The following is a 26953-nucleotide window of genomic DNA, read 5'->3' as shown; positions in this document are numbered from 1 at the left end:
AGCATTATTAAGGAATAATCAATGACTAAGCTGGAAATATGTTGTTATGGCATCGACTGTGCCGTGACGGCTGAGCAGGCCGGAGCGGACCGCATTGAGCTATGCTCGGCGCCTAAAGAGGGGGGATTAACGCCTTCAGCAGGCGTGCTGCGACAAGTGAAGCGGTTAATTTCGATTCCCGTACACCCGATTATTCGTCCGCGCGGCGGCGATTTTTACTATAGCGAGCGTGAATTCGCCACCATGCTTGAGGATATCGCCTTTGTGCGTGAGCTGGGCTATCCCGGCCTGGTTATCGGCATGCTGGATGAAGAGGGGCACATAGATATTTCGCGTATGCAGCAGGTAATGGAGGCCAGCCGCGGCATGGCAGTTACCTTCCATCGCGCTTTTGATATGTGCCATAACCCCGTTCTGGCGCTGGAGCAGTTAACCGATTTAGGCGTTGCGCGCATCCTTACTTCCGGCCAGCAGCAGAATGCTGAAGCAGGACTTTCGCTCCTTAGGGAACTAAAACAGCATTCCCGTGCTCCAATCATTATGGCGGGTGCAGGGGTGCGCCTGGGCAACCTGCAAAAGTTTGTCGAGCAGGGGGTTGACGAGGTGCACAGCTCCGCAGGGCAAAACGTTGCTTCTGTGATGCGCTACCGCAAAGCGGGTGTGTCGATGAGTGCAGATGCTGAAGCCGATGAGTTTAACCGCTACTGCGTTGATGGCGACGTGGTGGCCGCAATGAAAGCCGTGCTGGCTGCCGCAAAAACGGCAGCCTGAGCGCAAAAAGTTTTTAACCGCGCATCATGTCGCCCAATGTGATGTTTGCTTGTACCAGGCCCCGGCGCTTTGCTGGGGCTTTTTTTATGGCCAGGGTTACGGCTTACGCGCCACCAGCACGGCGCGCAGCGGGGCGGGGTAGCCTTCGATAGTTTTCGTGCTGTCGTTCGGGTCGAGGAAATCGGCCAGCGATTCGGTTGTCAGCCAACTGGTGCGGCGCTGCTCTTCGCTGGTGGTGTAGCAATGATCGACGATCTTCACGTCCACAAAGCCGCATTTCTCAAGCCAGTTTTTCAGCGCCAGCGCGGACGGAATGTAATACACATTGCGCATCTGCGCGTAGCGCTCGCCCGGCACCAGCACGCTATTTTCGTCGCCTTCGACAACCAGCGTTTCCAGCACCAGCTCGCCTTCTTTCGCTAACTGATTTTTCAGCTGGTAAAGGTGGTCCAGCGGCGAGCGGCGATGATAAAGCACGCCCATCGAGAAAACGGTATCAAAAATGTTCAGCTCCGGAAGCTGCTCGATACCCAGCGGCAGCACGTGGGCGCGCTGATCGTTGCCCAGCAGTTTGCGCACGGCTTCAAACTGGCAGACAAAAAGCTGCATCGGGTCGATGCCCACCGCCAGCTGCGCGCCTGCGCCAATCATGCGCCACAGGTGATAGCCGCTGCCGCAGCCCACGTCCAGAACGGTGCGCCCGGCAAGCGGAGAAATATGCGGCAGAACGCGATCCCATTTCAGGTCGGAGCGCCATTCGGTATCGATATCCACGCCGTAAAGGGAATACGGGCCTTTGCGCCACGGCATCAGGTTGCGCAGGAGTTTTTCAATGCCCAGACGCTGGCCTTCGCTCAGCGGCTCCTGAGATTCGGCGGTAACGCTGTGCAGCAGATCAAGGCGATGCGGCGTAAGCGCCGGGAGGTACTCAACCGTGTTGTGCCAGTGTTTGAACTGCCCGTGCAGGTTTTCGCGCTGCCAGGTGGCGATTTGCGCAGGCAGCGTTTCCAGCCACGGAGCGAGAGGGCTTCTGGCGATAAGCTGATAAAAATTACCGAAGTCGATCATGAAGGCGCTCCTGATTTCAGTGCGACTAACGAGCCAAAGTTAAAGCACTGGAACCACAATTCCGCATGGTCAAAACCGGCTTGTTGGAGACGTTTTTTATGGGTTTCAACGGAGTCGGTAAGCATGACGTTTTCCAGCATGCTGCGCTTCTGGCTGATTTCCAGCTCGCTGTAGCCGTTGGCGCGTTTAAAGTCATGATGCATATTGAACAACAGCTCGCCAACTTTACCGTCTTCAAAGCTGAATTTCTCTGACAGCACCAGCGCGCCGCCCGGGTTCAACCCTTTATAAACCTTCTCCAGCAGCAGCTGGCGGTCGTGCGGTTCGAGGAACTGCAGCGTGAAGTTCAGCACCACCAGCGAGGCGTTTTCGACGGCGATATCGCGAATATCGCCTTCAATAACCTCAACCGGCGTCTGCGCTTTAAACGCATTGATATGGCGACGGCAGCGCTCAACCATAGCCGGCGAGTTATCGACAGCGATAATTTTGCAGCCCTCATGTTGGATGTTACGGCGCACTGAAAGCGTAGCCGCCCCCAGCGAGCAGCCCAGATCGTAAACCTGGCTGCCCGGCAGCACAAAACGCTCCGCCAGCATCCCAATCATCGAAATGATGTTGGAATAACCCGGCACCGAGCGCTGGATCATATCGGGGAACACTTCGGCCACGCGTTCATCAAAGGTCCAGTCGCCCAGTTTGTCGATGGGGGCGGAAAACAGCGTATCGCGGTCAGACATAACGTTAAATCCGTGCAAACCAGAAAATAATAAGGAAAATCAATTGATTGATTTTGGACAGACAGTCACAAAGCGGGAAAAAACGTGGTTTTTCCTGCTTTGCCAGCATCTCAGGGGGCGTATTTTGCGTTAATGCAGCGAGAAAACCAACTCCCACGGCATATACCAAAGGTTAGCCAGCACCATTAGCAACAGAGAACACCAGGTGGCGCTCATGCCGGAGCGGCGCCAGCGGATCAGTCGGTGATGGAAACCGTAGTAATGCATCAGGCGGCCGAGGATCAGCAGAATGCCGCAGACGTGCACCATCCAGGTTTCCGCTCCGTTCATCTCCATCAGCAATAACAGCAGCAGGGCGACGGGAATATACTCCACCGCATTGCCGTGAATACGGATAGCGCTCTGGAGTTCGGTAAAGCCACCGTCGCCATAAGAGACGCGGTATTGCAGACGCATACGAACAACATCGAAAGAAAACTTAATCAACAGCATTGCACCCAGCACAGCGTAGAGCGCGCTTACCATACTCACATCCTATCGGGACAGTTACAGCACGGCCTCTATGATAGCAGTGCGGACGGCGGGCTGTCGCTACTCCTAAAAGAGAGAGTTCTGCTGCGGAATAGCCGGTTCGCGGCCCAGCTCGGGGAGGGCCTGCTGCAGACGGGGCCAGAGCGTATGGACAAGTTCGGGCGCCTGGCCAATATCGGGGGTGTGTAAAAAAAGCCAGGGCGTGGCTTTTTCTCTCCACTTCGGCAGCGTTTTAAGCCACACGTCAAAGAGAGCCTGATTTTGCTCCATATCGTTGCTGCCGATAAAACGAACCAGCGGATCGCTGGCCGTCACCAGGGCGTGCACGGGCAGTTTAGGTTTTTTACGCTGCGCTTCGCGGACAACTTCGCTGTCGGGCTTTGCGCTGTGTACCGGCCGGCTGTCGAGGATAACGCGATTCACGCCGCGTTCATGCAGGCCGCGGTTGAGCGCCTGTTCATCGGGACCTTTATCGAAAAAGGAGGGATGGCGCACTTCAACGCCGTAGGTGAAATCCTTTGGCAAGGCGTCGAGAAAACTCCACAGCGCAGGCAAACTTTCTGGCCCGAACGCGGCGGGAAGCTGCAGCCAGTACTGCCCGATGCGGCTGGCGAGCGGGGACATGCGCGCCAGAAAATCAGCGGTGAGATCGCCGCACTGGCGCAGCGCGGCATTGTGCGAAATCGTCGCCGGAAACTTAAAGCAGAAACGAAAATCATCGCTGGTCTGCTCGCGCCAGCTAAGCACCGTTTCTGCCCGGGGAACGGCGTACAGCGTGGTATTGCCTTCCACACAGTTAAAGTGGCGAGCGTAATCTTCAAGAGAAGTGATGCCCAGACGCGTCCATTTAGGATGCGACCATTGCGGAAGGCCGATGTAGATCATAGCGCGCAGATAATCTCCTCAGTGCTGCGCACGCGGGCAATACGCGGGAAGATATGCGTCATGCTGCTCTGGTGTTGCTCCCTGCTGGCCGCGCTGCAGGCGTCTTCGACAATCACCAGATTGAACCCCAGCTCCCACGCGTTGCGAGCGGTAGATTCAACACCAATATTAGTTGAGATACCGCACAGTACAATGGTATCGATACCGCGACGGCGAAGCTGTAGCTCCAGGTCGGTACCGTAAAACGCGCCCCACTGGCGTTTAGTGACTTCAATGTCGCTATCGCGCTTGCCAAGCTCGGCGGGATATTGCCACCAGTTATCCGGCAGGGCGCGGGCGGGCAGCTGCATGTCTACTGGCTGCTTGAGCGCTTCGGCAAAGTCTTTTGACCAGCCTACGCGGACCATCACTACCGGCGAGCCGCTGGCGCGGAATTTTTCTGCAAGCTTAGCGGCGCGGGCTACAACATCCTCGGCGGTATGCGGGCCGCCGGCAAACGGCAGAATGCCTTCCTGCAAATCGATAACTACCAGCGCGGTACGGGATGGATTAAATTCAGACATAGGGTGACTCCGGGGCAAAATTAGTTGGCGGTGAATACCTTACGATGGAACCCGGGCTGCACATTTTACTATTTTTGTTAATTTTTGTGAGTTTTGACGAAACAAGGCGCTTTGAAACGCGCCGGTCAGTCGTATCGGGCTTATCGCCGGGCATTATTTCCAGTATAATAGCCCCCTTTTTTCATCCAGTATGACAGACAAAAAATAGCGGCCAACCTGTTGCCTGATAGCGGGTAACAAACAGCGCACGGCTAATTTAAGGGATATCTCATGCGTACAGTATATTGCGGGCAGCTCAATCAATCCCATGTGGGACAACAAGTAACGCTGTGTGGTTGGGTCAACCGTCGTCGTGACCTCGGTAGCCTTATCTTTATTGATATGCGCGATCGCGAAGGCATCGTGCAGGTGTTTTTCGACCCGGACCGTCAGGACGCGTTCCAGCTTGCCTCTGAACTGCGTAATGAGTTCTGCATACAAATCACCGGCACCGTGCGTCCGCGCGATGAGAAAAACATCAACAAAGATATGGCAACCGGTGCGGTAGAAGTCTTCGCGACCGATTTGACCATCATCAACCGTTCTGAATCGCTGCCGCTCGACTCAAATCACGTCAACACCGAAGAAGCGCGCCTGAAATTCCGCTATCTGGATTTGCGTCGCCCGGAAATGGCGAACCGTCTGAAGACTCGCGCCAGAATCACCAGCTTCGTGCGTCGCTTTATGGACGACCATGGTTTCCTTGATATCGAAACCCCGATGCTGACTAAAGCCACGCCGGAAGGCGCGCGTGACTACCTGGTGCCTTCGCGCGTGCATAAAGGCAAATTTTACGCGCTGCCGCAGTCTCCTCAGCTGTTCAAACAGCTGCTGATGATGTCCGGCTTTGACCGCTACTATCAGATCGTTAAATGCTTCCGCGACGAAGACCTGCGCGCTGACCGTCAGCCTGAATTTACCCAGATCGACGTGGAAACTTCCTTCATGACCGCGCCGCAGGTGCGTGAAGTGATGGAAGAACTGGTGCGCAAACTGTGGCTGGACGTGCAAAACGTCGACCTGGGCGATTTCCCGGTGATGACGTTTGCAGAAGCCGAGCGCCGCTACGGTTCCGATAAGCCGGACCTGCGTAACCCGATGGAGCTGGTGGACGTTGCCGATCTGGTGAAAGACGTTGAGTTCAAAGTCTTCTCCGGGCCTGCGAACGCCGCCAAAGGTCGCGTAGCCGCGCTGCGTGTGCCAGGTGGTGCGCAGATCAGCCGTAAACAGATTGACGATTACGGCAAGTTCATTGAGATTTACGGCGCGAAAGGGCTGGCCTATATCAAGGTCAACGAGCGCGCGAAAGGCCCCGAAGGCATCACCAGCCCGGTAGCCAAGTTCCTGAATGCCGAAATCGTGGAAGAAATTCTGGCCCGCACCGGCGCGCAGGATGGCGACATGATCTTCTTTGGCGCCGACAGCAAGAAAGTCGTTGCCGACGCGCTCGGCGCGCTGCGTCTGAAAATCGGTAAGGATCTGAAGATTACCAACGAAAGCGCCTGGGCGCCGCTGTGGGTTATCGATTTCCCCATGTTCGAAGATGACGGCGAAGGCGGCCTGACCGCGATGCACCACCCGTTCACCGCGCCGAAAGATATGACGCCTGAGCAGCTGGCTGCCGACCCGGAAGCGGCCGTGGCTAACGCCTACGATATGGTTATCAACGGTTATGAGGTGGGCGGCGGTTCCGTCCGTATCCACAACGGCCAGATGCAGCAGACCGTATTCGGCATTCTGGGCATCAACGAAGAAGATCAGCGCGAGAAGTTTGGCTTCCTGTTAGACGCCCTGAAATACGGCACGCCGCCGCACGCGGGCCTGGCGTTTGGCCTGGATCGCCTGACCATGCTGCTGACCGGCACCGACAACATCCGCGACGTTATCGCCTTCCCGAAAACCACCGCCGCGGCCTGTCTGATGACCGAAGCGCCAAGCTTCGCTAACCCGCAGGCGCTGGCCGAGCTGGGCGTGGCGGTCATTAAAAAGGCTGAGAAAGAATAAGATGGCCTTTAAGCGTCCCGTCTCGGTACTGGTGGTCATTTTCGCGCAGGATACCGGGCGGGTGCTGATGTTACAGCGGCGCGACGATCCGGATTTCTGGCAGTCGGTTACCGGCAGCGTGGAAGAGGGTGAAAGCGCGCTGCAAGCTGCACTTCGCGAAGTAAAGGAAGAGGTCGCTATCGATGCCGCTTACGAGCAGCTGGCCTTAGTCGACTGTCAGCGCTGTGTTGAGTTTGAGATTTTTGCACATTTGCGTCATCGCTACGCGCCGGGAATCATGCGTAATACAGAATCCTGGTTCTGCCTTGCGCTGCCACATGAGCGCCAGATTACCATTACGGAGCATCTGGCCTGGAAATGGGTCGACGCCAAAGCGGCGGCGGCCATGACCAAATCATGGAGCAACCGGCAGGCGATTGAAGAGTTTGTAATTGATGCCGCCTGAAAAAGGCGCTTTTGGAGATTGTTATGGCAGGTCATAGTAAGTGGGCCAACACGAAACACCGCAAAGCGGCACAGGATGCCAAGCGCGGTAAAATTTTCACCAAAATTATCCGTGAGCTGGTTACGGCGGCCCGTCTGGGCGGCGGCGATGCAGGCTCCAACCCGCGTCTGCGCGCGGCCATCGATAAAGCGTTATCCAACAACATGACGCGCGACACCTTAAACCGTGCGATTGCGCGCGGCGTGGGTGGCGACGAAGACGCCAACATGGAAACCATCATTTATGAAGGTTACGGCCCTGGTGGTTCAGCCGTTATGGTTGAATGCCTGAGCGACAACCGTAACCGCACCGTGGCGGAAGTGCGTCACGCGTTCAATAAATGCGGCGGCAACCTGGGAACCGACGGCTCCGTAGCCTACCTGTTCACCAAAAAAGGCGTGATCTCCTATGCGCCGGGCAAGGATGAAGACACCGTGATGGAAGCCGCTCTGGAAGCAGGCGCGGACGACGTTGTGGCCTATGACGACGGCGCCATCGACGTCTTCACCGCCTGGGAAGAGATGGGCGCCGTGCGCGATGCGCTGGAAGCTGCCGGTCTGAAAGCGGATGAAGCGGAAATCTCCATGATCCCTTCCACCAAAGCGGATATGGATGCGGAAACCGCGCCAAAACTGATGCGCCTTATCGATATGCTGGAAGACTGCGACGACGTGCAGGAGGTTTATCACAACGGTGAGATCTCCGACGAGGTGGCGGCAACCCTGTAATGGCGATTATTCTCGGTATCGACCCGGGATCGCGTGTCACAGGTTATGGCGTCATCCGCCAGACGGGGCGTCAGCTAAGCTATCTCGGTAGCGGCTGCATCCGTACGCAGGTGACCGACTTGCCCTCGCGTCTGAAGCTCATCTACGCGGGGGTGAGCGAAATCATTACCCAGTTTCATCCGGATTATTTCGCCATCGAATCCGTGTTTATGGCGAAGAATGCCGATTCCGCGCTTAAGCTTGGCCAGGCGCGAGGTGCGGCGATTGTTGCCGCGGTTAACCACGAGCTGCCGGTGTTTGAATACGCCGCCCGTCAGGTTAAACAGACGGTGGTCGGTATCGGCAGCGCGGAGAAAAGCCAGGTGCAGCACATGGTGCGCACCTTGCTGAAGCTCTCAGCCAACCCGCAGGCCGATGCGGCGGATGCGCTGGCGATTGCCATCACGCACTGCCACGTCACGCAAAACTCGATGCAGATGAGCGAATCAAGACTCAATCTGGCGCGGGGACGCTTAAAATAACCAGGGCTGGAAACGCAGCCGACCTTAATTTGATAACAAAGAAGGAAAAGCGCGTTTTCTCCTTCTGTCGGGTTGAGCTGCTGAAAATCAACGGGCTGATTTTCCTGTTATTTCAGGTAAAGAAATTTTTTGCCTGCCCTTACATCAATATAAGGCTGGATATGTATCCAGCCTTTTTTATATGATACGCATGATTTTTTTGCACAACCGCTAAACGCAGGAGCACAACGTGATTGGTCGACTCAGAGGCATTATCCTGGAAAAACAGCCGCCGCTGGTATTAATGGAGGTGGGCGGCGTAGGATATGAAGTCCATATGCCGATGACCTGTTTCTACGAGCTGCCGGAAACCGGCAAAGAAGCGGTAGTGTTTACCCAGTTCGTGGTGCGTGAAGACGCCCAGCTGCTGTACGGCTTCAATAATAAGCAGGAACGCACCCTGTTCCGCGAGCTTATCAAGGTGAACGGCGTTGGCCCGAAGCTGGCGCTGGCTATCCTTTCCGGCATGTCCGCGCAGCAGTTTGTGAATGCCGTTGAGCGCGAAGAGATCGGCTCGCTGGTGAAGCTCCCGGGCGTGGGCAAGAAGACCGCCGAGCGTTTAATCGTGGAGATGAAAGACCGCTTCAAGGGCATGCATGGCGATCTCTTTACGCCTGCGGCAGACCTGGTGCTGGCCTCGCCGGATAGCGGCGCCGTGGACGATGCAGAGCAGGAAGCAGTTGCCGCGCTGGTTTCGCTGGGCTATAAACCACAGGAAGCCAGCCGTATGGTGAGTAAAGTGGGCCGCAGCGGTGCCGATTGCGAAACCCTGATCCGCGAAGCCCTCCGCGCCGCACTTTGAGGTAAAGGATGATTGAAGCAGACCGTCTGGTATCGCCAGACACTATCACTCCGGATGAACTGATTGACCGTGCCATCCGCCCGCGTTTTCTGGCGGATTATGTCGGCCAGCCGCAGGTCAGCTCGCAGATGGAAATTTTCATTCAGGCGGCAAAGCTGCGCGGGGATGCGCTCGATCATCTGTTAATTTTCGGCCCGCCGGGGCTTGGTAAAACCACCCTGGCGAATATCGTCGCCAACGAGATGGGCGTGAATCTGCGCACCACCTCCGGCCCGGTGCTTGAGAAGGCCGGGGATCTGGCGGCCATGCTGACCAACCTCGAACCGCACGACGTGCTTTTTATCGATGAAATTCACCGTCTCTCGCCGGTGGTTGAAGAAGTGCTCTATCCGGCAATGGAAGACTACCAGCTGGATATTATGATTGGCGAAGGCCCGGCGGCCCGCTCAATCAAAATCGATCTGCCTCCGTTCACCCTGATTGGCGCCACCACGCGCGCGGGATCCTTAACGTCGCCATTGCGTGACCGTTTCGGCATCGTGCAGCGCCTGGAGTTTTATCAGGTGGCGGATTTACAGCACATCGTCGGGCGTAGCGCAGCCGTGCTGGGGCTTGAGATGAGCGAAGAGGGCGCGTTTGAGGTGGCAAAACGCGCGCGCGGTACGCCGCGTATCGCTAACCGCCTGCTGCGGCGCGTACGAGATTTTGCCGAAGTACGCCATGACGGCTCCATCAGCGCGGACATCGCGTCGCAGGCGCTGGACATGCTCAACGTGGATACGGAAGGCTTCGATTATATGGACCGTAAGCTGCTGCTGGCGGTGATTGATAAGTTTCTCGGCGGCCCGGTCGGGCTGGACAACCTGGCGGCAGCTATCGGCGAAGAGCGTGAAACTATCGAAGACGTGCTTGAGCCCTTCCTGATCCAGCAGGGCTTCCTGCAGCGCACGCCGCGCGGGCGTATGGCGACGCCGAGGGCGTGGACGCACTTCGGCATTGTACCACCGGCAATGCCTTAATTAATTCAACGCGAAGCAGATTAACTGCTCTTGAGCCCGGCCTGGGCGAATGAAGGGCAGTTAAAATAACGCTGAACTTATTTTTGCGGGACGGGTTCCAGCCTGTGGAATTTCATCAATAGAACCAATGATTCTGATGATGACGCAGGGAGATTCGGTTGCGGCCGCTTTGAGAAGCCTATACGACTCGCCAGATAGATTTATAACCCGGACTACGGTAAGCAGCCCGGGTACTACTTCCTTACTTACGCAGCCTGTTTCTTCGTCATGCTGAGAATAAACAGCACCGCCGCGCATAGCACCACCGAAGGCCCGGCCGGCGTATCGTAAAACGCCGAGAAGGTCAGCCCGCCCGTTACCGCCAGCATCCCAACGATTACCGCAACGCCAGCCATTTGTTCCGGCGTACGGGCAAAGCGTCTCGCGGTTGCCGCCGGAATAATCAGCAGGGAGGTGATAATCAGCGCGCCGACAAACTTCATGGCGACGCCAATGGTCAGGGCGGTCACCAGCATCAGCAGCATTTTTACACGCTGCAGGTTTACGCCGTCGACGTGCGCTAAATCAGGGCTGATGGTCATCGACAGTAAATTACGCCACTGCCATAACAGCACGCCAACCACTACAGCAACGCCAAGGCCGATAGAAATAAGATCCGGCATAGTCACGGAGAGCAGATCGCCAAACAGATACGCCATCAAATCGACGCGCACGTTGGACATTAAACTGACCACCACCAGACCTAACGACAGCGCGCTGTGCGCCATGATGCCCAGCAGCGTATCAATCGCCAGGTGAGGGCGTTTTTCCAGCCAGACCAGACCCAGCGCCAGCATCAGCGTGACGGCTATCACCGCATAAAATGGATTGACGTTCAGCAGCAGGCCGAACGCTACGCCCAGTAAGGACGCGTGGGAGAGCGTATCGCCAAAATAGGACATCCGACGCCAGACGACGAACGAACCTAACGGCCCCGCCGCGCAGGCAAGCAATATCCCGGCAAGCCAGCCGGGCAACAACAATTCAATCATGACTGGCCGTTCCCTCTGCGCAGAATAATGCGTCCGGTAAGATCGTGACGATGGTTATGGTTGTGGCGATAAATTCCCAGCTGTTCCGCGCCGCGCTGGCCGAACATGGAGATAAATTCCGGGTGCATGGAGACCACTTCCGGCGTGCCGGAGCAGCAGATGTGATGGTTAAGACACAGCACGTCGTCGGTTTTCGCCATCACCAGATGCAGGTCGTGGGAAACCATCAGCACCGCGCAATCGAGTTCATGACGCAGCTGGTCAATCAGGTTGTACAGCGCCAGTTGGCCATTAACGTCAACGCCCTGAGTAGGTTCGTCAAGCACCAGCAGCTGCGGACGGTTGAGCAACGCTCGCGCCAGTAACACCCGCTGGTTCTCGCCGCCGGAAAGCTTTTGCATGGGCGCGTCAATAAGATGCGCCGCCTGCACGCGTTTGAGCGCCGGTAAAATATCGCTTTTCTTAACGCCCGGCCGCAGGCGCATAAAGCGATTTACCGTCAGCGGCAGCGTGGCATCAAGATGCAGTTTTTGCGGTACGTAACCGATGCGCAAACTGCTGTCGCGCTTGATTACCCCGCTGTCAGGTGCTACCAGCCCCAGCACTACGCGAACCAGAGTGGATTTTCCGGCGCCGTTTGGACCCAGAAGAGTGAGGATGCGTCCCGGCTGCAAATCGAGGGATATATCAGACAGCACGCGGCGCTGCCCGAAAGAGACGGAGATATTTTCCAGTGTTACCAAATTTGACATCACAATTTCAGGGTTGCAGAAGTTATCGGATGTTATAATATCACACATCCCACTTCCGCATGGATGATAAGTCGCATTATGTTACATAAAAACACACTTCTTTTCGCGGGTTTTTCAGCCGCGCTTTTGGGCGCCGCAGCCATGCCTTCACAGGCTGCGGTCGTCGCCTCCATTAAGCCTCTGGGCTTCATCGCCTCCGCCATTGCAGACGGCGTGACGACCACCGAAGTTCTGCTGCCTGATGGCGCATCCGAACATGATTATTCCCTGCGTCCATCTGATGTAAAACGCTTACAGGGAGCGGACTTAGTGGTATGGGTCGGGCCCGAGATGGAAGCTTTTATGCAGAAATCGGTAGGCCAGCTACCTCAGCAAAAGCAGGTGACGCTTGCGGCGTTAAAAGAGGTGAAACCTTTGCTGATGAAAGGCGACGATGACGATGAACACGAGCACGAAGCACATGCCCATTCGGCGGAAAATAGTGAGGAAGATCACCATCACGGTGAATACAATATGCATATCTGGCTCTCGCCTGAGATAGCGCGCCTGTCAGCGGTTGCAATCCACGATAAATTAGTGGAACTTATGCCCGAAAATAGAACCCAACTTGACGCCAACCTGCAGAAATTCGAGTCAGCATTAGCCAGCACCGATAAGCAGGTTGGTACCGTGCTCGCACCGTTGAAAGGTAAAGGGTATTTCGTTTTTCACGATGCCTACGGCTACTTTGAAAAACACTACGGACTGACGCCGCTTGGCCACTTCACCGTCAACCCAGAGATCCAGCCCGGTGCGCAGCGTTTACATGAAATCAGAACACAGTTGGTTGAGCATAAAGCGGTCTGCGTTTTTGCTGAGCCACAGTTCAGGCCAGCGGTAATTAACGCCGTCGCCCGTGGCACTAACGTCCGTTCAGGGACGCTGGATCCGCTGGGCATCGACGTCGCGTTCGGTAAAGACAGCTATATGCGGTTTTTGACCGGGCTTGCGAATCAGTATGCCAGCTGCCTGAAAGGAGATTAACGAGGAAGTGAATACGTGCAACAGATAGCCCGCTCTGTCGCCCTGGCTTTTGACAACCTGTCCCGGCCCCACCGCGTTATGCTGGGGTCCCTGACGGTTCTTACTTTAGCGGTCGCCGTCTGGCGGCCCTATGTTTACCACCCGGAAGCCAGTCCCGTCATTAAAACCATCGAGCTTGAAAAAAGCGAAATCCGTTCTTTATTGCCAGAAGCCAGCGAGCCAATCGACCAGCCGACGCTTGACGAAGGCGATGACGCCATTCCACAGGATGAGCTGGACGATAAAATCGCGGGCGAGGCGGGCGTTCATGAATACGTCGTTTCAACCGGCGATACGCTTAGCAGCATCCTTAATCAGTACGGCATCGACATGGGCGAGATCGGCCAGCTGGCCACGGTTGATAAAGACCTGCGTAACCTGAAAATCGGCCAGCAGATTTCCTGGACGCTGACCGCCGACGGCGAGCTGCAGCGTCTGACCTGGGAGATGTCCCGCCGCGAAACCCGTACCTATGACCGCTCCGGCAATACTTTCAAGCTCAGCACTGAACTGCAGCAGGGCGACTGGGTTAACAGCGTACTCAAAGGCACCGTTGGCGGCAGCTTCGTCAGCAGCGCGAAAGACGCGGGCTTAACCAGCGCGGAAATCAGTTCGGTCATCAAAGCGATGCAGTGGCAGATGGACTTCCGTAAGCTGAAAAAAGGCGATGAATTCTCGGTTCTGATGTCCCGCGAAATGCTGGAAGGCAAGCGTGAGCAAAGCCAGCTGGTCGGCGTCCGTCTGCGCAGCGGCGGCAAAGATTACTACGCGATTCGCGGGGAAGACGGCAAGTTCTACGATCGCAGCGGCTCGGGCCTTGCGAAAGGCTTTATGCGCTTCCCGACGGTAAAACAGTTCCGCATCTCCTCGAACTTTAACCCGCGTCGCCTTAACCCGGTAACCGGGCGTATCGCGCCGCATAAAGGCGTCGACTTTGCTATGCCGCAGGGAACGCCTGTGCTGGCGGTGGGCGATGGCGAAGTGGTGATGGCGAAACGTAGCGGCGCGGCGGGCTATATCGTTGCCCTGCGTCACGGACGCACCTACACCACACGTTATATGCATCTGAAGAAACTGCTGGTAAAATCAGGGCAGAAAGTGAAACGCGGTGACCGCATTGCGCTTTCCGGCAACACAGGCCGCTCCACTGGCCCACACCTGCACTATGAAGTGTGGATCAACCAGCAGGCGGTTAACCCGCTGACGGCGAAGCTGCCGCGTACGGAAGGGTTGACCGGTTCGGACCGTCGTGATTACCTGGCTCAGGTGCGTGAAGTGGTTCCTCAGCTGCGCTTTGACTAACCCTTGCAGCGCGGATAAAACAAAGCCGGTGCCAGCGCGCCGGCTTTTTCTTTTGTCTGCCGGCACGTGCCCCGTTAAACTACCACTACATTCATATCATCAATGAGTTGATGCCGTACTGAGAACCTGCATGGAAAAAGCAAAAAAAAGTCAGAGCGAATTTATCCCCGAGTTTCAAAAAGCCTTCTGGCACCCGCGTTACTGGGGCGCCTGGCTGGGCGTGGGGGCCTTTGCAGGACTTGCCTTATTACCGCCGTCAGTACGCGATCCTCTGTTAGGTAAAGTCGGGCGTATCGCGGGTCGCTTTGGTAAAAGCGCCCGTCGTCGTGCGCAAATTAATCTGCTTTACTGCTTCCCGGAAATGCCGGAGCCGGAACGCGAAGCCATCATTGATGAGATGTTTGCCACCGCGCCGCAGGCGATGGTGCTGATGGCGGAATTAGGGTTGCGCGCGCCGCAAAAGGTGATGCAGCGCGTCGACTGGCACGGCAAAGAAATCATCGATGAGCTGAAGGCCAACGGCGAAAACGTTATCTTCCTCGTGCCGCACGGCTGGGCCGTGGATATTCCGGCGATGCTGATGGCCGCCGACGGGCAAAAAATGGCCGCGATGTTCCATAACCAGGGCAACGCGCTGTTCGATTACGTATGGAACAAGGTGCGCCGCCGCTTTGGTGGCCGCATGCACGCGCGAAACGACGGCATTAAGCCCTTTATCAGCTCCGTACGTCAGGGCTACTGGGGCTATTACCTGCCGGATCAGGATCACGGCGCCGAGCACAGCGAATTTGTGGATTTCTTTGCGACCTACAAGGCCACGCTTCCGGCGATTGGCCGCCTGATGAAGGTCTGTCGCGCCCGTGTGGTCCCGTTGTTCCCGGTTTACAACAGCAGCACGCATCGTCTGGATATCTTTATTCGTCCGCCGATGGACGACCTGGCCGATGCCGACGACAACCGGATTGCCCGCCGCATGAATGAAGAGGTGGAGATTTTTGTCCGCCCGAACCTGGCGCAATATACCTGGATCCTGAAGCTGCTGAAAACGCGTAAAGAGGGCGAAACCGAACCCTATCGCCGTAAAGAGCTGTTTCCTAAAAAGTAAGAAAGGGGCCATCCGGCCTGAGGATTCCCCATAAATAAAGACAGGCATAGAAGGGTGTGATCTACTTAGTGTTCCACCAGAAAGTAAGGTCACTCCTCTATGCCTGCTTCACAAGTTTGCCATAAATTTTTCAGCCAGTCCCTGAACTCCATTCATCAGTACCGTAAAAACGCCCTGCTCGATATGACCGTGGCCCTGACACGTGGTGCTTCGCTTTCTCTTACCAGCATCGGCAGATACCTGCCAGGCCCCGCACGTGTTAAGCACAAGATTAAGCGTGTTGACCGGCACCTCACCAGCGATCTGATGTTCAGTGACATTCCTTCCGTCTACCAGCAGCTTGTATCCCGCCTCACGCACAGCCTTTCATTATGCGTTATTGCCGTGGACTGGAGTGGCTATCCTTCATCAGCGCTCAGTGTTTTGCGGGCAAGCTTATTGTGTGATGGCAGAGCTATCCCTCTGATGAGTAAAGTTATTTCATCCCGCTACCAGAACAACTCTGCTGTACAAAATGCCTTTCTCGATCAGATGGCTGCCGCTATCGGCAAAGATAAGCAGGTCATTATCGTGACCGATGCAGGCTTTCGCAGCAGCTGGTTTCACCACATCCGCTCTCTGGGCTGGGATTTTGTCGGACGAGTCAGGGGCAGCCTCTATTTTCAGGTCATCGGGGATGAAGAGTGGCAGATGGCGCGGGATATTGCGTCATCAACAACGGCGCGCTATCTGGGATTCGGGCGACTGGCACGCAACGCCAGTCGTGACTGTCCGGGACATTTCTACACCGTGCATAAGCGGGCGACGGGCAGGAAAAGCAGCCAGCATTATCCCAAAACAGACAGGATGTACCGTAAAAACGCGCGTGAACCGTGGCTGCTTTTTACCAGCCTGATGGAATATAAGCCACGCGAGATAGTCAAAATTTACAGCCGCCGTATGCAGATAGAACAGAACTTCAGGGATGAAAAAAGCGAGCGCTATGGTCTGGGGCTTCGGGCAAGTAAAAGCCGGGGAGAAAAGCGGATATCCGTGCTTTGCCTGGTTGCGACGCTCTACAGCATCATCATGTGGCTGACGGGTTATTGCCTTGAAAGTAAAGGGATAAATCGATGGTTTCAGGCAAGCAGTGAGAAATCGCGGAGGGTATTGTCGTATCTGACGTTGAGTGAAAATGCCATCCGGCAATCACCGGGAATACTGTCGGGGATGAACCCCGACAGGGTATACGCCGATATGGCGAGGGCCTATCGAAACATCATCATGGTGTATTGATGATGTTTCTGGGGATCCCTCAGGCCATCCGGCCCCTTTTTCATGCGCTAGCTTTCGCTGACCTTTAGATCACTCAACGCAAAGGATGCGCGTGGTGTTGGTGGTGCCGATGGTGCTCATCACATCCCCCTGGGTCACAATCACCAGATCGCCGGACACCAGGTAGCCTTTGTCACGCAGCAGGTTAACGGCGTCGCTGGCTGCCGCAACGCCGTCGTTCTGGCTGTCAAAATAGACCGGCGTAACGCCGCGGTACAAAGAGGTCAGGTTCAGCGTGCGCTCGTGACGGGACATGGCGAAAATCGGCAGGCCGGAGCTGATACGTGAGGTCATCAGCGCGGTGCGGCCCGATTCTGTCATGGTGATAATCGCGGTAACCCCTTTCAGGTGGTTTGCCGCATACATCGCCGACATGGCAATCGCTTCTTCTACGTTGTCGAACTCTATATCCAGACGGTGTTTGGAAACGTTGATGCTGGGGATTTTTTCAGCGCCGAGACAAACGCGCGCCATTGCCGCCACGGTTTCAGCAGGGTACTGACCGGCCGCGGTCTCAGCAGAGAGCATTACCGCATCGGTGCCGTCCAGCACGGCGTTCGCCACGTCCATAACTTCGGCACGGGTTGGCATTGGGTTAGTTATCATCGACTCCATCATCTGGGTCGCGGTGATCACGGCGCGATTCAGCTTACGCGCGCGGCGGATAAGGGTTTTCTGAATGCCGACCAGCTCCGGATCGCCGATTTCCACGCCCAGATCGCCACGGGCGACCATAACGACATCGGAAGCGAGGATAACGTCGTCCATTGCAGCTTCATCGCAGACGGCTTCGGCGCGCTCCACTTTAGCAACGATTTTGGCATCGCAGCCTGCATCGCGGGCCAGGCGGCGGGCGTAGTTGAGGTCTTCGCCACAGCGCGGGAAGGAGACGGCCAGATAGTCGACGCCGATTTTCGCCGCGGTGACAATGTCGGCTTTGTCTTTGTCGGTCAGCGCTTCTGCGGACAGGCCGCCGCCGAGTTTGTTGATGCCTTTATTGTTGGAGAGCGGGCCGCCGACGGTCACTTCGGTGAACACTTTCATGCCCTGGACTTCCAGCACTTTTAGCTGCACGCGGCCATCATCCAGCAGCAGGATATCGCCGGGCACGACGTCGGCAGGCAGGCCTTTATAGTCGATGCCGACTCTCTCTTTATCGCCTTCGCCTTTACCCAGGTTGGCATCAAGCAGGAATTTGTCGCCGATACTGAGGAAGACTTTACCTTCCTTGAAGGTGGAAACACGAATTTTAGGCCCCTGCAAATCGCCCAGAATAGCGACGTGGCGGCCCAGTTTCGCGGCAATTTCACGAACTTTATCCGCACGCAATTGGTGATCTTCTGCGGTACCGTGGGAGAAGTTCATTCGCACCACGTTGGCGCCGGCTGCGATAATCTTTTCCAGATTATTGTCGCGATCGGTAGCCGGGCCTAAAGTGGTAACGATTTTGGTTCTACGTAGCCGTCTGGACATGTATTACTCCGTTGACTGAAACAACTTGGTGTTGCGTGAACAAAAACTCGGTTAGTCAGAGGGCGCGTCATCGCGCAAGGGGACAACTTAACCGAACGACCTGAAAAGTTACAGCTTTGTTATTAAAAATTAGCGAGTATCGCCCGCGGCGAATCGCCCCTTATCAAAACGCGATTCCTTGAGCGCTTCTTTGACTCGCTTCAAGTTATCCCGGAATTTTGCGCCGCGACGCAAAGTAAAACCCGTGGCCAGCACGTCGATGACGGTTAATTGCGCCAGGCGCGACACCATCGGCATATAAATGTCGGTGTCTTCTGGCACATCAAGTAATAAAGAGAGGGTGGCTTCCTGCGCAAGCGGCGATCCTTCGGAGGTTATCGCCAGCACGATGGCGTCGTTTTCACGCGCCAGCTGCGCCAGCTCCACAAGATTTTTGGTGCGCCCGGTATGCGAAATAAGCACCACCACGTCTTCTTCGCTGCAGTTCATACAGCTCATACGCTGCATGACGACGTCGTCAGAATAGAAAACCGGCACGTTAAAGCGGAAAAACTTATTCATGGCGTCGTGGGCGACGGCGGCAGAAGAGCCCAGCCCAAAGAAGGCGATTTTTTTCGCCTGGGTCAGCAGATCCACCGCCCGGTTTACCGCGGCCATATCAAGGGATTGCCGCACCCGATCGAGGCTGGCCATCGCGGATTCGAAGATTTTACCGGTATAGGATTCAACGCTGTCGTCCTCGTCAACATTCCGGTTTACATAAGGCGTTCCATTCGCCAGACTTTGCGCTAAATGTAATTTAAAATCGGGGAAGCCTTTGGTGTCCAGGCGGCGACAAAAGCGGTTTACCGTAGGTTCGCTAACGTCCGCGTTGCGGGCAAGGGTAGCAATACTTGAGTGGATAGCCTCCTGCGGAATAGCGAGAATCACTTCTGCGACTTTACGCTCTGATTTGCTAAGGTGTTCCAGCTGTGACTGGATTTTTTCCAGCATATTCATCGTTAACAGGCACTCATGGATTTTGTCGATTTCTGAAAGCGAAGAAACCGAGACGGGGTTTAGCAAGAATATACGCTTGCCTTCTCCCTGAAGGGCAGGTAAACGGGCTTGAATTTGTTGTTTTTTTTCATTACTTGATCGGGGTCTAACTTTAGATAAGATCCTGGCAAACGGAAAAAAGTTATTAAATTTCACTCAGCGAGGGAAAGCCGCGCGCCTGTCGCGCGATTTGCCGCCTGAGCACGATCGGACAACCTCCGGTTGTTTACGTTAATTCATCAACGGCGGTACATTGCTTTGTAATTAAATTACATGAGCGACCCGGTACAAGATACCCGAAACGAGGAGAACGACATGGCGGTAACACAGACAGCTCAGGCATGTGACCTGGTGATTTTCGGCGCAAAAGGCGACCTTGCGCGTCGAAAACTGCTGCCATCCCTGTATCAACTGGAAAAAGCGGGTCAGATCCATCCGGAGTCCCGTATTCTGGGCGTTGGCCGCGCTGACTGGAGCAAAGAGGCGTACACCAAAGTGGTACGCGAAGCGCTCGAAACCTTCATGAAAGAGAAGATCGACGAAAGCCTGTGGGACAAGCTGAGCAGCCGTCTTGATTTCTGCAACCTGGACGTCAACGACACCGCGGCCTTTAGCAAACTGGGTAAAATGCTCGACCAGCAAAAGCGCGTCACCATCAACTATTTTGCGATGCCGCCAAGCACCTTCGGCGCCATCTGCAAAGGGCTGGGCAAAGCGAAGCTGAACGCCAAACCTGCCCGCGTGGTGATGGAAAAACCGCTGGGCACCTCGCTTGCCACTTCTCAGGAAATCAACGATCAGGTTGGCGAGTACTTTGAAGAGTGCCAGGTTTATCGCATCGACCACTATTTAGGTAAAGAGACGGTGCTTAACCTGCTGGCGCTACGTTTTGCCAACTCCCTGTTTGCTAATAACTGGGATAACAAAACTATCGATCACGTGGAAATTACCGTGGCTGAAGAGGTGGGCATCGAAGGGCGCTGGGGTTACTTCGACCAGGCAGGCCAGATGCGTGACATGATTCAGAACCACCTGCTGCAAATCCTGTGCATGATTGCCATGTCGCCGCCATCCGATCTCACCGCAGACCACATTCGCGATGAGAAGGTGAAAGTCCTGCAATCGCTGCGCCGCATCGATCGCAGCAACGTGCGTGAGAAAACCGTGCGCGGCCAGTACACCGCAGGCTTTGCGCAGGGTAAAAAAGTGCCGGGCTACCTGGAAGAAGAGGGTGCGAACAAGTCGAGCAGCACCGAAACCTTTGTGGCTATCCGTGTTGATATCGATAACTGGCGCTGGGCGGGCGTTCCTTTCTATCTGCGCACCGGTAAGCGTTTGCCGGCCAAATGTTCAGAAGTCGTGGTTTACTTCAAGAGCCCGGCGCTGAACCTGTTCAAAGACTCCTGGCAGGACCTGCCGCAGAATAAGCTGACCATCCGCCTGCAGCCGGACGAAGGCGTGGATATCCAGGTGCTGAATAAGGTGCCGGGCCTGGATCATAAGCACAACCTGCAAACGACCAAGCTGGATCTGAGCTATTCGGAAACCTTTAATGAATCCCATCTGGCGGACGCTTACGAGCGCCTGCTGCTGGAAACCATGCGCGGCATTCAGGCGCTGTTTGTGCGCCGTGATGAAGTGGAAGCAGCCTGGAAATGGGTCGACTCAATCACCGAAGCCTGGGCTGCGGATAACGATGCGCCAAAACCTTATCAGGCGGGAACCTGGGGGCCGGTGGCTTCCGTTGCGATGATCACCCGCGACGGCCGCTCATGGAATGAATTTGAGTAAGCAGGATGTGAAAACCGCGCGTAAAGCGGCTTAACTTTACCGGTAACATGATCTAACTCAGACGTGGTAGAAGTTTTTGTCATTAAAAGCCCTGACTGGATTCACCAGCGGGGCTTTTTTATTTACACTAGCCGAAGCGATTTTGCCCTGATGCCAGGAAGATCGGCCGGTTGAGTAGTAGAAAGCCGGTGGTTTTTCTCTTCTGCGCACTGCGACGGCAGCCACTTTATGAGGTCCTTTTATGAATCAAAAAACGTTACGCGTAACAAAACGCATCGTTGAGCGCTCAAAAGATACCCGCGCAGCCTATCTGGCGCGCATTGAAAAAGCGAAGAGCAATACCGTGCATCGCTCAGAGCTGGCGTGCGGTAATCTGGCCCACGGTTTTGCCGCCTGCCAGCCAGAAGATAAAGCCGTGCTGAAAAGCATGCTGCGTAACAACATCGCCATTATTACCTCCTATAACGATATGCTCTCTGCACACCAGCCTTACGAGAGCTATCCCGGACAGATCCGCAAGGCGCTGCACGCTGTGGGTGCAGTAGGCCAGGTCGCAGGCGGCGTACCGGCAATGTGCGATGGCGTAACCCAGGGCCAGGACGGGATGGAGCTTTCCCTGCTGAGCCGCGAAGTTATCGCTATGTCTGCCGCGGTCGGCCTTTCGCATAATATGTTCGACGGCGCGCTGTACCTTGGCGTATGCGACAAGATTGTCCCGGGCCTGGCCATGGCCGCGCTCTCTTTTGGGCATCTGCCCGCGATCTTTGTCCCGTCAGGCCCAATGGCCAGCGGTTTAGCCAATAAAGAAAAAGTGCGCATCCGCCAGCTTTACGCAGAAGGCAAAGTGGACCGCAACGCGCTGCTGGAAGCCGAAGCCGCGTCTTACCATGCGCCGGGCACCTGCACTTTCTACGGCACGGCCAACACCAATCAGATGGTGGTGGAGTTTATGGGCATGCAGCTGCCGGGCTCCTCTTTCATTCAACCGGACGCGCCGCTGCGTCATGAACTGACGGCCGCCGCGGCGCGGCAGGTCACTCGCCTGACCGGCAACGGCAACGAGTGGATGCCGCTGGGCAGGATGGTTGATGAGAAAGTGGTGGTGAACGGCATCGTTGCCCTGCTGGCGACGGGCGGCTCCACCAACCACACCATGCACCTGGTGGCGATGGCGCGTGCGGCCGGCATCATCATTAACTGGGACGACTTCTCCGATCTTTCCGATGTGGTGCCGCTGCTTGCCCGCCTTTATCCAAACGGCCCGGCGGACATTAACCACTTCCAGGCCGCGGGCGGCGTGCCCGTGCTGATGCGCGAACTGCTTAAAGGCGGTTTGCTGCATGAAGATGTGCACACCGTCGCCGGTTTCGGTTTGCAGCATTACACCATGGAGCCGTGGCTGGATAACGGCCAGCTGGCATGGCGCGAAGGCGCCGAAAAGGCGCTGGATAGCGAGGTTATTGCCAGCTTCGACCAGCCTTTCTCAAAACATGGCGGGACTAAAGTGCTGAGCGGCAACCTGGGCCGGGCGGTAATGAAAACCTCTGCCGTGCCGGCTGAGAATCAGATTATCGAAGCGCCAGCGGTAATTTTTGAAAGCCAGCATGACGTCCTGCCGGCTTTCGAAGCCGGCCTGCTTGACCGGGACTGCGTCGTTGTCGTGCGCCATCAGGGGCCAAAAGCGAATGGCATGCCAGAATTACATAAACTTATGCCGCCGCTTGGGGTATTATTGGACCGCCGTTTCAAAATCGCGCTGGTCACCGACGGACGCCTGTCGGGAGCCTCAGGTAAGGTACCTTCCGCCATTCACGTCACTCCGGAGGCTTACGACGGCGGGCTGCTGGCCAAAGTTCAGGATGGCGACATGATTCGCGTCAATGGACAGACGGGTGAGCTCAGCCTACTGGTTGATGAGGCCGAGCTTGAGAAACGCACCGCCTTCCATCCTGACCTGAGCGCCGGGCGCATCGGGACGGGGCGTGAACTCTTTGGCGCGTTGCGTGAGCAGTTATCAGGCGCGGAACAGGGCGCGACCTGCATTACATTTTAAGCGCCACTGCGGTGTACGCCGCGGTGGTAACAAATTATCAAGCTGGCTTAAGAGGCTCTCAGATGAAAAACTGGAAAACAACCGCGGAACAGATCCTGACAACGGGTCCGGTCGTTCCTGTTATCGTAGTGAACAAGCTGGAACACGCTGTGCCGATGGCGAAAGCGCTGGTTGCGGGCGGCGTGCGAGTGCTGGAAGTGACCCTGCGTACGCCGTGCGCCATGGACGCTATCCGCGCTATCGCAAAAGAAGTGCCGGAAGCTATTATTGGCGCAGGCACCGTGCTGAACCCTCAGCAGCTGGCCGAAGTGACCGAAGCCGGCGCGCAGTTTGCAATCAGCCCGGGCCTGACCGAACCTCTGTTAAAAGCCGCGACCGAAGGCACCATTCCATTGATCCCCGGTATCAGCACCGTTTCTGAACTGATGCTGGGCATGGATTACGGTTTGAAAGAGTTCAAATTCTTCCCGGCGGAAGCGAACGGCGGCACCAAAGCGCTGCAGGCGATTGCAGGCCCGTTTGCCAACGTGCGTTTCTGCCCGACCGGCGGCATCTCCCCGGCTAACTACCGCGATTACCTGGCGCTGAAGAGCGTGCTGTGCATCGGTGGTTCATGGCTGGTGCCGGCGGACGCGCTGGAAGCGGGCGATTACGATCGTATCACTAAGCTTGCTCGCGAAGCGGTTGAAGGCGCGAAGGCGTAATTCAGAGCTGCTGACATATAAATCCCTCTCCGCTGCGGAGAGGGAGTACCGTTACCCTTCGACTTTTACCGCTGCCGCAGCCTGAACCGCGCGATCGACAGCGTTTTCGATATCGCTTCCCGTTGCCAGCGCCACGCCCATCCGACGTTTACCGTTCATCTCCGGCTTGCCAAATAAGCGCACCTGTAAACCCGCGCCCGTTGCAGCGGACACATTGCCAAACTTCACGTTATCGCTGGTGAGTTCCGGTAAAATCACCGCGGACGCCGCCGGGCCGTACTGGCGAATACCGCCAACCGGCAGGCCGAGGAAGGCGCGCACGTGCAGGGCAAACTCGGAGAGATCCTGCGAAATAAGCGTGACCATGCCGGTATCATGCGGACGAGGGGAGACCTCGCTGAAAATCACTTCATCCCCGCAGATAAACAGCTCGACGCCAAAGAGACCAAAACCTCCCAGGGCGAGCACGACTTTCTCAGCGATTTCCTGCGCGCGGGCGAGCGCTTTTTTGCTCATTTGCTGCGGCTGCCAGGATTCGCGATAGTCGCCATCTTCCTGACGGTGGCCGATGGGCTCGCAAAAATGCACGCCGTCTACGGCGCTGATGGTCAACAGGGTTATCTCAAAATCAAAATTTACTACGCCTTCGACGATGACCTTGCCTCTGCCTGCGCGTCCACCTTGTTGCGCATACGCCCAGGCTTTTGCCAGCTGTTCGCGGGTACGAACGAAGCTCTGGCCTTTGCCGGAGGAGCTCATCACGGGCTTAACGATACAGGGCAGGCCAATTTCTTCGGCGGCCCTGAGGAACGCCTCCTCAGCCTCGGCGAACCGGTAGCTGGAGGTCGGCAGGGATAGCTCTTCCGCGGCAAGGCGGCGGATGCCTTCTCTGTTCATCGTGAGGCGGGTTGCGCGCGCGCAGGGCACGATATGCAGGCCCTGCTGCTCCAGCTCAATCAGCATGTCGGTGGCGATAGCTTCAATTTCGGGAACGATAAAATCAGGCTTTTCCCTGAGGACCAGCGCTTTTAGTGCCGCCGCGTCGAGCATATCGATGACATGGCTGCGGTGCGCCACATGCATGGCGGGAGCATCCGCATACCTGTCGACGGCAACCACTTCCAGCCCCAGACGCTGGCATTCAATGGCCACCTCTTTTCCTAATTCGCCTGAACCTAACAGCATAACGCGCGTGGCCGCTGGACGCAGGGCCGTTCCCAACATTGACATAATCCGCATACCCGATGTGATAAAATAACCGGCCGCAGTATATACGAAAACGTTTGCGTGCGCAGCGGCTTTGCCGCTTGCGAAGTAAGTGCAATATAACTATACTGTATAAATACACAGTTAAACGGAGCTGCAAATATGGCGGTTGAAATCAAATACGTTGTTGTGCGGGAGGGGCAGGAAAAAATGTCTTTTGCCAGTAAAAAAGAGGCTGACGCTTACGACAAAATGCTCGACCTGGCGGAAGTATTAGGCGACTGGCTGCACCAAAGTCCCGTCGCCTTCGAAGAAGGGCAGAGCGATGCGCTGGCAATGTGGCTGGCGGAAAACAAAGAGGTGCTCTCTACGGTGTTAAGAAGCGGTAAATTGCCGGACGTGGCGGCAACGGCCAGCGTACAGGAGACGCCCGACGAGGATAACGTTACCGCTCACCCCGGGCGTAAACGCACCAGGGCTGCCTAGGCCCGGTTTAAGGCTTGCGCAATAACGGTTTTGTACCAGGCTTTTTCTGACAACCTGTCGTCAGGAGAACCTTATGAACAAGATCGCTGTTGCGCTTTGTATGGCCTGTTTTCTCACCAGTTTTATCGCCTCCGCGGCGGAATCTAACAAAGTTAAGTTTCCGCATTGCCAGAATCTCGATGCAGACGCGGTTGGCGATAGCGTGAAGAACGATTATCAACAAAACCGTATCGTACGCTGGCCTGAAGATCGCAAGAAACTCGGCCAGGCCGATCCCGTTATCTGGGTGAACAGCAAAGAAATAACGGGCAAAAATGGTCAATGGAAGGTGCCGCTCACGGTGCGCGGCATGAACACAGATATCCATTATACCGTTCTGGTCGACTGCAACGCTGGCACCGCAGATTATCAGTCCTGATCCGGTCATCCCGGCGTGAGAGCGTTGCTAAAAACTTACGCCTTAAACAGGTTACTCAGGACTACTAAAAACAAAGAATTATCCCTTCTGTTTATCCCGGACAGCCGGAAATCACCTTTTTCGGCTGTTTGTCATCAAAGGCTTGCGGGGTTATCCCGGCAAGCCCCTTTGCGCATCTTTAGCGTTGTCAGACAGTTCTTGACGCCCGTTCGCTTACCCTCAACCAGTTAAGCGATAAATTAAGGGTGCCTCTCATGAGTAATTGGTTACAACAGATTCAGTCTATGCTGGGCCAGACGGGTCTCTCCGGCCAACAGACGCAGCAACACAACGGCGCGGGCGGTCAGGAGCAGGGGTTAAGCAAACTGCTGGTGCCGGGCGCGTTAGGCGGGCTTGCAGGCCTGCTGCTGGCGAGTAAATCCTCCCGCAAATTATTAACTAAATACGGTACCAGCGCTCTGCTGGTGGGCGGCGGAGCCGTTGCGGGAAGCGTGCTATGGAATAAATATAAAGACCGCGTTCGTCAGACGCATCAGGATGAGCCCCAGTTCGGGCAGCAGCAGTCGCCGGTGGACGTTCGTACCCGCCGCTTAATTATGGCGCTGGTGTTTGCCGCAAAAAGCGACGGCCATATTGATGACAAAGAGCGTCAGATAATTGACCAGCAGCTCAGGGAGGCGAATATCGAAGGTCCCGGGCGCATGCTGATTCAGGAAGCTATCGACATGCCGCTCGATCCAAAACTCTTGGCGCAGGATGTGAAAAACGAGGAGGAAGCCCTCGAACTCTATTTTCTGAGCTGTGCGGCCATCGACGTCGATCATTTTATGGAACGCAGCTATCTCAATGCGTTAGGCGATGAGCTGAAGATCCCGCAGGATGTGCGTGAAGGCATCGAGCAGGACCTTAACCAACAGAAGCTAAGCCTGCCGGGTTAACCCCAGCATTTTCCTCAAAAATCCACGTTTCGCTTGCAAGCCTGTCTGAATTTGCCACCCTTACAGGGTGTTAACTAAAAATGAAT

General features: G+C 55.9%; 27 protein-coding genes. 17 read left to right on the top strand and 10 right to left on the bottom strand.

Translation table 11 applies throughout. The features are described 5' to 3' along the window. Positions 1-21: 21 nt before the first annotated feature. Positions 22-771 (top strand): copper homeostasis protein CutC, encoded by a 750-nt coding sequence (cutC, locus tag WLO31_RS12140; protein ID WP_435926855.1) that lies wholly within the window; start codon positions 22-24, stop codon positions 769-771. Between the two features lie 96 nt (positions 772-867). On the opposite strand, the gene cmoB is transcribed toward cutC, so the two are convergent. From cmoB to WLO31_RS12115, 5 genes are all read right to left on the bottom strand, one after another. After that, on the bottom strand, positions 868-1839 hold the full coding sequence (cmoB, locus tag WLO31_RS12135) for a tRNA 5-methoxyuridine(34)/uridine 5-oxyacetic acid(34) synthase CmoB (RefSeq protein ID WP_435926854.1): 972 nt from the start codon (positions 1837-1839) through the stop codon (positions 868-870). Further along, positions 1836-2579, bottom strand: a complete 744-nt coding sequence (gene cmoA, locus WLO31_RS12130) for a carboxy-S-adenosyl-L-methionine synthase CmoA (protein ID WP_435926853.1) — start codon at positions 2577-2579, stop codon at positions 1836-1838. The genes cmoB and cmoA overlap by 4 nt, the downstream gene beginning before the upstream one ends. Positions 2580-2708: 129 nt before the next feature. Beyond that, positions 2709-3104, bottom strand: coding sequence for an MAPEG family protein (locus WLO31_RS12125; RefSeq protein WP_435926852.1), 396 nt, complete (start codon positions 3102-3104; stop codon positions 2709-2711). Between the two features lie 72 nt (positions 3105-3176). Next, positions 3177-3995: a DUF72 domain-containing protein gene (locus WLO31_RS12120; RefSeq protein ID WP_435926851.1), complete on the bottom strand. Its 819-nt coding sequence runs from the start codon at positions 3993-3995 to the stop codon at positions 3177-3179. Next, the gene (locus WLO31_RS12115; RefSeq protein ID WP_435926850.1) at positions 3992-4558 is read right to left on the bottom strand and encodes a hydrolase; all 567 of its coding nucleotides are present in this window, start codon (positions 4556-4558) and stop codon (positions 3992-3994) included. Before WLO31_RS12115 ends, WLO31_RS12120 begins: the two co-directional genes overlap by 4 nt. Positions 4559-4828: 270 nt before the next feature. Here WLO31_RS12115 and aspS point away from each other — a divergent pair, with 270 nt between their 5' ends. From aspS to ruvB, 6 genes are all read left to right on the top strand, one after another. Next, on the top strand, positions 4829-6601 hold the full coding sequence (gene aspS, locus WLO31_RS12110; RefSeq protein ID WP_435926849.1) for an aspartate--tRNA ligase: 1773 nt from the start codon (positions 4829-4831) through the stop codon (positions 6599-6601). A gap of 1 nt (position 6602) precedes the next feature. Beyond that, positions 6603-7046: a dihydroneopterin triphosphate diphosphatase gene (gene nudB, locus WLO31_RS12105; protein WP_435926848.1), complete on the top strand. Its 444-nt coding sequence runs from the start codon at positions 6603-6605 to the stop codon at positions 7044-7046. A gap of 23 nt (positions 7047-7069) precedes the next feature. Then, positions 7070-7813 carry a YebC/PmpR family DNA-binding transcriptional regulator gene (locus tag WLO31_RS12100; protein ID WP_435926847.1) on the top strand — a complete coding sequence of 248 codons (744 nt, stop codon included), beginning with the start codon at positions 7070-7072 and terminating at the stop codon, positions 7811-7813. After that, complete coding sequence (ruvC, locus tag WLO31_RS12095) at positions 7813-8334, top strand: crossover junction endodeoxyribonuclease RuvC (protein WP_435926846.1); 522 nt, start codon at positions 7813-7815, stop codon at positions 8332-8334. Before WLO31_RS12100 ends, ruvC begins: the two co-directional genes overlap by 1 nt. A gap of 229 nt (positions 8335-8563) precedes the next feature. Then, positions 8564-9175 carry a Holliday junction branch migration protein RuvA gene (ruvA, locus tag WLO31_RS12090; protein ID WP_435926844.1) on the top strand — a complete coding sequence of 204 codons (612 nt, stop codon included), beginning with the start codon at positions 8564-8566 and terminating at the stop codon, positions 9173-9175. An 8-nt stretch (positions 9176-9183) separates the two neighbouring features. Further along, positions 9184-10194, top strand: a complete 1011-nt coding sequence (gene ruvB / locus WLO31_RS12085) for a Holliday junction branch migration DNA helicase RuvB (protein ID WP_435926843.1) — start codon at positions 9184-9186, stop codon at positions 10192-10194. Positions 10195-10439: 245 nt separating this feature from the next. On the opposite strand, the gene znuB is transcribed toward ruvB, so the two are convergent. Together znuB and znuC are read right to left on the bottom strand one after the other, a co-directional pair. Then, the gene (gene znuB, locus WLO31_RS12080; protein WP_435926841.1) at positions 10440-11225 is read right to left on the bottom strand and encodes a zinc ABC transporter permease subunit ZnuB; all 786 of its coding nucleotides are present in this window, start codon (positions 11223-11225) and stop codon (positions 10440-10442) included. Further along, positions 11222-11977, bottom strand: a complete 756-nt coding sequence (gene znuC / locus WLO31_RS12075; protein ID WP_435926840.1) for a zinc ABC transporter ATP-binding protein ZnuC — start codon at positions 11975-11977, stop codon at positions 11222-11224. Before znuC ends, znuB begins: the two co-directional genes overlap by 4 nt. A gap of 78 nt (positions 11978-12055) precedes the next feature. Between znuC and znuA the strand changes: the two genes are divergently transcribed. The 4 genes from znuA (at position 12056) to WLO31_RS12055 (ending at position 16721) form a co-directional block, all read left to right on the top strand. Continuing rightward, positions 12056-13000 (top strand): zinc ABC transporter substrate-binding protein ZnuA, encoded by a 945-nt coding sequence (gene znuA / locus WLO31_RS12070; protein ID WP_435926839.1) that lies wholly within the window; start codon positions 12056-12058, stop codon positions 12998-13000. Positions 13001-13015: 15 nt separating this feature from the next. Continuing rightward, positions 13016-14341 (top strand): murein DD-endopeptidase MepM, encoded by a 1326-nt coding sequence (gene mepM, locus WLO31_RS12065; RefSeq protein ID WP_435926838.1) that lies wholly within the window; start codon positions 13016-13018, stop codon positions 14339-14341. A gap of 130 nt (positions 14342-14471) precedes the next feature. Further along, on the top strand, positions 14472-15446 hold the full coding sequence (gene lpxM, locus WLO31_RS12060) for a lauroyl-Kdo(2)-lipid IV(A) myristoyltransferase (RefSeq protein ID WP_435926837.1): 975 nt from the start codon (positions 14472-14474) through the stop codon (positions 15444-15446). Positions 15447-15545: 99 nt separating this feature from the next. Next, positions 15546-16721, top strand: coding sequence for an IS4 family transposase (locus WLO31_RS12055; protein WP_435926836.1), 1176 nt, complete (start codon positions 15546-15548; stop codon positions 16719-16721). A 69-nt stretch (positions 16722-16790) separates the two neighbouring features. Here the strand turns inward: WLO31_RS12055 and pyk are convergent, their stop codons facing one another. Both pyk and WLO31_RS12045 read right to left on the bottom strand, forming a co-directional pair. Further along, on the bottom strand, positions 16791-18233 hold the full coding sequence (gene pyk / locus WLO31_RS12050) for a pyruvate kinase (protein WP_435926835.1): 1443 nt from the start codon (positions 18231-18233) through the stop codon (positions 16791-16793). A 129-nt stretch (positions 18234-18362) separates the two neighbouring features. Continuing rightward, the gene (locus tag WLO31_RS12045; protein WP_435930597.1) at positions 18363-19232 is read right to left on the bottom strand and encodes a MurR/RpiR family transcriptional regulator; all 870 of its coding nucleotides are present in this window, start codon (positions 19230-19232) and stop codon (positions 18363-18365) included. A 354-nt stretch (positions 19233-19586) separates the two neighbouring features. Here WLO31_RS12045 and zwf point away from each other — a divergent pair, with 354 nt between their 5' ends. The 3 genes from zwf (at position 19587) to kdgA (ending at position 23819) form a co-directional block, all read left to right on the top strand. Further along, a complete protein-coding gene (gene zwf, locus WLO31_RS12040; protein ID WP_435926834.1) occupies positions 19587-21062 on the top strand; it encodes a glucose-6-phosphate dehydrogenase in 1476 nt (491 codons plus the stop codon). Between the two features lie 241 nt (positions 21063-21303). Further along, positions 21304-23115, top strand: coding sequence for a phosphogluconate dehydratase (edd, locus tag WLO31_RS12035; protein ID WP_435926833.1), 1812 nt, complete (start codon positions 21304-21306; stop codon positions 23113-23115). Between the two features lie 62 nt (positions 23116-23177). Continuing rightward, entirely contained in the window at positions 23178-23819 is a 642-nt protein-coding gene (gene kdgA, locus WLO31_RS12030) for a bifunctional 4-hydroxy-2-oxoglutarate aldolase/2-dehydro-3-deoxy-phosphogluconate aldolase (protein WP_435926832.1), read from the top strand. A gap of 51 nt (positions 23820-23870) precedes the next feature. Here kdgA and purT read toward each other — a convergent pair whose 3' ends face one another. Then, positions 23871-25049, bottom strand: coding sequence for a formate-dependent phosphoribosylglycinamide formyltransferase (gene purT, locus WLO31_RS12025; RefSeq protein WP_435926831.1), 1179 nt, complete (start codon positions 25047-25049; stop codon positions 23871-23873). Positions 25050-25187: 138 nt separating this feature from the next. Here purT and WLO31_RS12020 point away from each other — a divergent pair, with 138 nt between their 5' ends. From WLO31_RS12020 to WLO31_RS12010, 3 genes are all read left to right on the top strand, one after another. Continuing rightward, on the top strand, positions 25188-25511 hold the full coding sequence (locus tag WLO31_RS12020; protein WP_435926830.1) for a YebG family protein: 324 nt from the start codon (positions 25188-25190) through the stop codon (positions 25509-25511). Positions 25512-25584: 73 nt separating this feature from the next. Beyond that, the gene (gene yebF, locus WLO31_RS12015) at positions 25585-25929 is read left to right on the top strand and encodes a protein YebF (RefSeq protein ID WP_435926829.1); all 345 of its coding nucleotides are present in this window, start codon (positions 25585-25587) and stop codon (positions 25927-25929) included. A gap of 254 nt (positions 25930-26183) precedes the next feature. Next, on the top strand, positions 26184-26867 hold the full coding sequence (locus WLO31_RS12010) for a tellurite resistance TerB family protein (protein WP_435926828.1): 684 nt from the start codon (positions 26184-26186) through the stop codon (positions 26865-26867). The last annotated feature ends 86 nt before the right edge of the window (positions 26868-26953 follow it).

It is taken from the genome of Dryocola sharpae (assembly GCF_051307055.1).
GTDB lineage: Bacteria > Pseudomonadota > Gammaproteobacteria > Enterobacterales > Enterobacteriaceae > Dryocola.
Note: the sequence above shows the minus strand (reverse complement) of the source record. Positions and strands in the feature narration are given on the sequence as shown.

Coding starts and splice junctions, on each gene's coding strand:
- WLO31_RS12120 (WP_435926851.1), bottom strand. CDS start 3,995: ATGATCTACATCGGCCTTCCGCAATGGTCGCATCCTAAATGGACGCGT.
- pyk (WP_435926835.1), bottom strand. CDS start 18,233: ATGTCCAGACGGCTACGTAGAACCAAAATCGTTACCACTTTAGGCCCG.
- yebF (WP_435926829.1), top strand. CDS start 25,585: ATGAACAAGATCGCTGTTGCGCTTTGTATGGCCTGTTTTCTCACCAGT.
- ruvC (WP_435926846.1), top strand. CDS start 7,813: ATGGCGATTATTCTCGGTATCGACCCGGGATCGCGTGTCACAGGTTAT.
- WLO31_RS12115 (WP_435926850.1), bottom strand. CDS start 4,558: ATGTCTGAATTTAATCCATCCCGTACCGCGCTGGTAGTTATCGATTTG.
- ruvB (WP_435926843.1), top strand. CDS start 9,184: ATGATTGAAGCAGACCGTCTGGTATCGCCAGACACTATCACTCCGGAT.
- edd (WP_435926833.1), top strand. CDS start 21,304: ATGAATCAAAAAACGTTACGCGTAACAAAACGCATCGTTGAGCGCTCA.
- kdgA (WP_435926832.1), top strand. CDS start 23,178: ATGAAAAACTGGAAAACAACCGCGGAACAGATCCTGACAACGGGTCCG.
- WLO31_RS12055 (WP_435926836.1), top strand. CDS start 15,546: ATGCCTGCTTCACAAGTTTGCCATAAATTTTTCAGCCAGTCCCTGAAC.
- WLO31_RS12020 (WP_435926830.1), top strand. CDS start 25,188: ATGGCGGTTGAAATCAAATACGTTGTTGTGCGGGAGGGGCAGGAAAAA.
- cutC (WP_435926855.1), top strand. CDS start 22: ATGACTAAGCTGGAAATATGTTGTTATGGCATCGACTGTGCCGTGACG.
- znuA (WP_435926839.1), top strand. CDS start 12,056: ATGTTACATAAAAACACACTTCTTTTCGCGGGTTTTTCAGCCGCGCTT.
- znuB (WP_435926841.1), bottom strand. CDS start 11,225: ATGATTGAATTGTTGTTGCCCGGCTGGCTTGCCGGGATATTGCTTGCC.
- nudB (WP_435926848.1), top strand. CDS start 6,603: ATGGCCTTTAAGCGTCCCGTCTCGGTACTGGTGGTCATTTTCGCGCAG.
- purT (WP_435926831.1), bottom strand. CDS start 25,049: ATGTCAATGTTGGGAACGGCCCTGCGTCCAGCGGCCACGCGCGTTATG.
- WLO31_RS12010 (WP_435926828.1), top strand. CDS start 26,184: ATGAGTAATTGGTTACAACAGATTCAGTCTATGCTGGGCCAGACGGGT.
- WLO31_RS12045 (WP_435930597.1), bottom strand. CDS start 19,232: ATGAATATGCTGGAAAAAATCCAGTCACAGCTGGAACACCTTAGCAAA.
- WLO31_RS12100 (WP_435926847.1), top strand. CDS start 7,070: ATGGCAGGTCATAGTAAGTGGGCCAACACGAAACACCGCAAAGCGGCA.
- zwf (WP_435926834.1), top strand. CDS start 19,587: ATGGCGGTAACACAGACAGCTCAGGCATGTGACCTGGTGATTTTCGGC.
- cmoB (WP_435926854.1), bottom strand. CDS start 1,839: ATGATCGACTTCGGTAATTTTTATCAGCTTATCGCCAGAAGCCCTCTC.
- znuC (WP_435926840.1), bottom strand. CDS start 11,977: ATGTCAAATTTGGTAACACTGGAAAATATCTCCGTCTCTTTCGGGCAG.
- aspS (WP_435926849.1), top strand. CDS start 4,829: ATGCGTACAGTATATTGCGGGCAGCTCAATCAATCCCATGTGGGACAA.
- lpxM (WP_435926837.1), top strand. CDS start 14,472: ATGGAAAAAGCAAAAAAAAGTCAGAGCGAATTTATCCCCGAGTTTCAA.
- cmoA (WP_435926853.1), bottom strand. CDS start 2,579: ATGTCTGACCGCGATACGCTGTTTTCCGCCCCCATCGACAAACTGGGC.
- WLO31_RS12125 (WP_435926852.1), bottom strand. CDS start 3,104: ATGGTAAGCGCGCTCTACGCTGTGCTGGGTGCAATGCTGTTGATTAAG.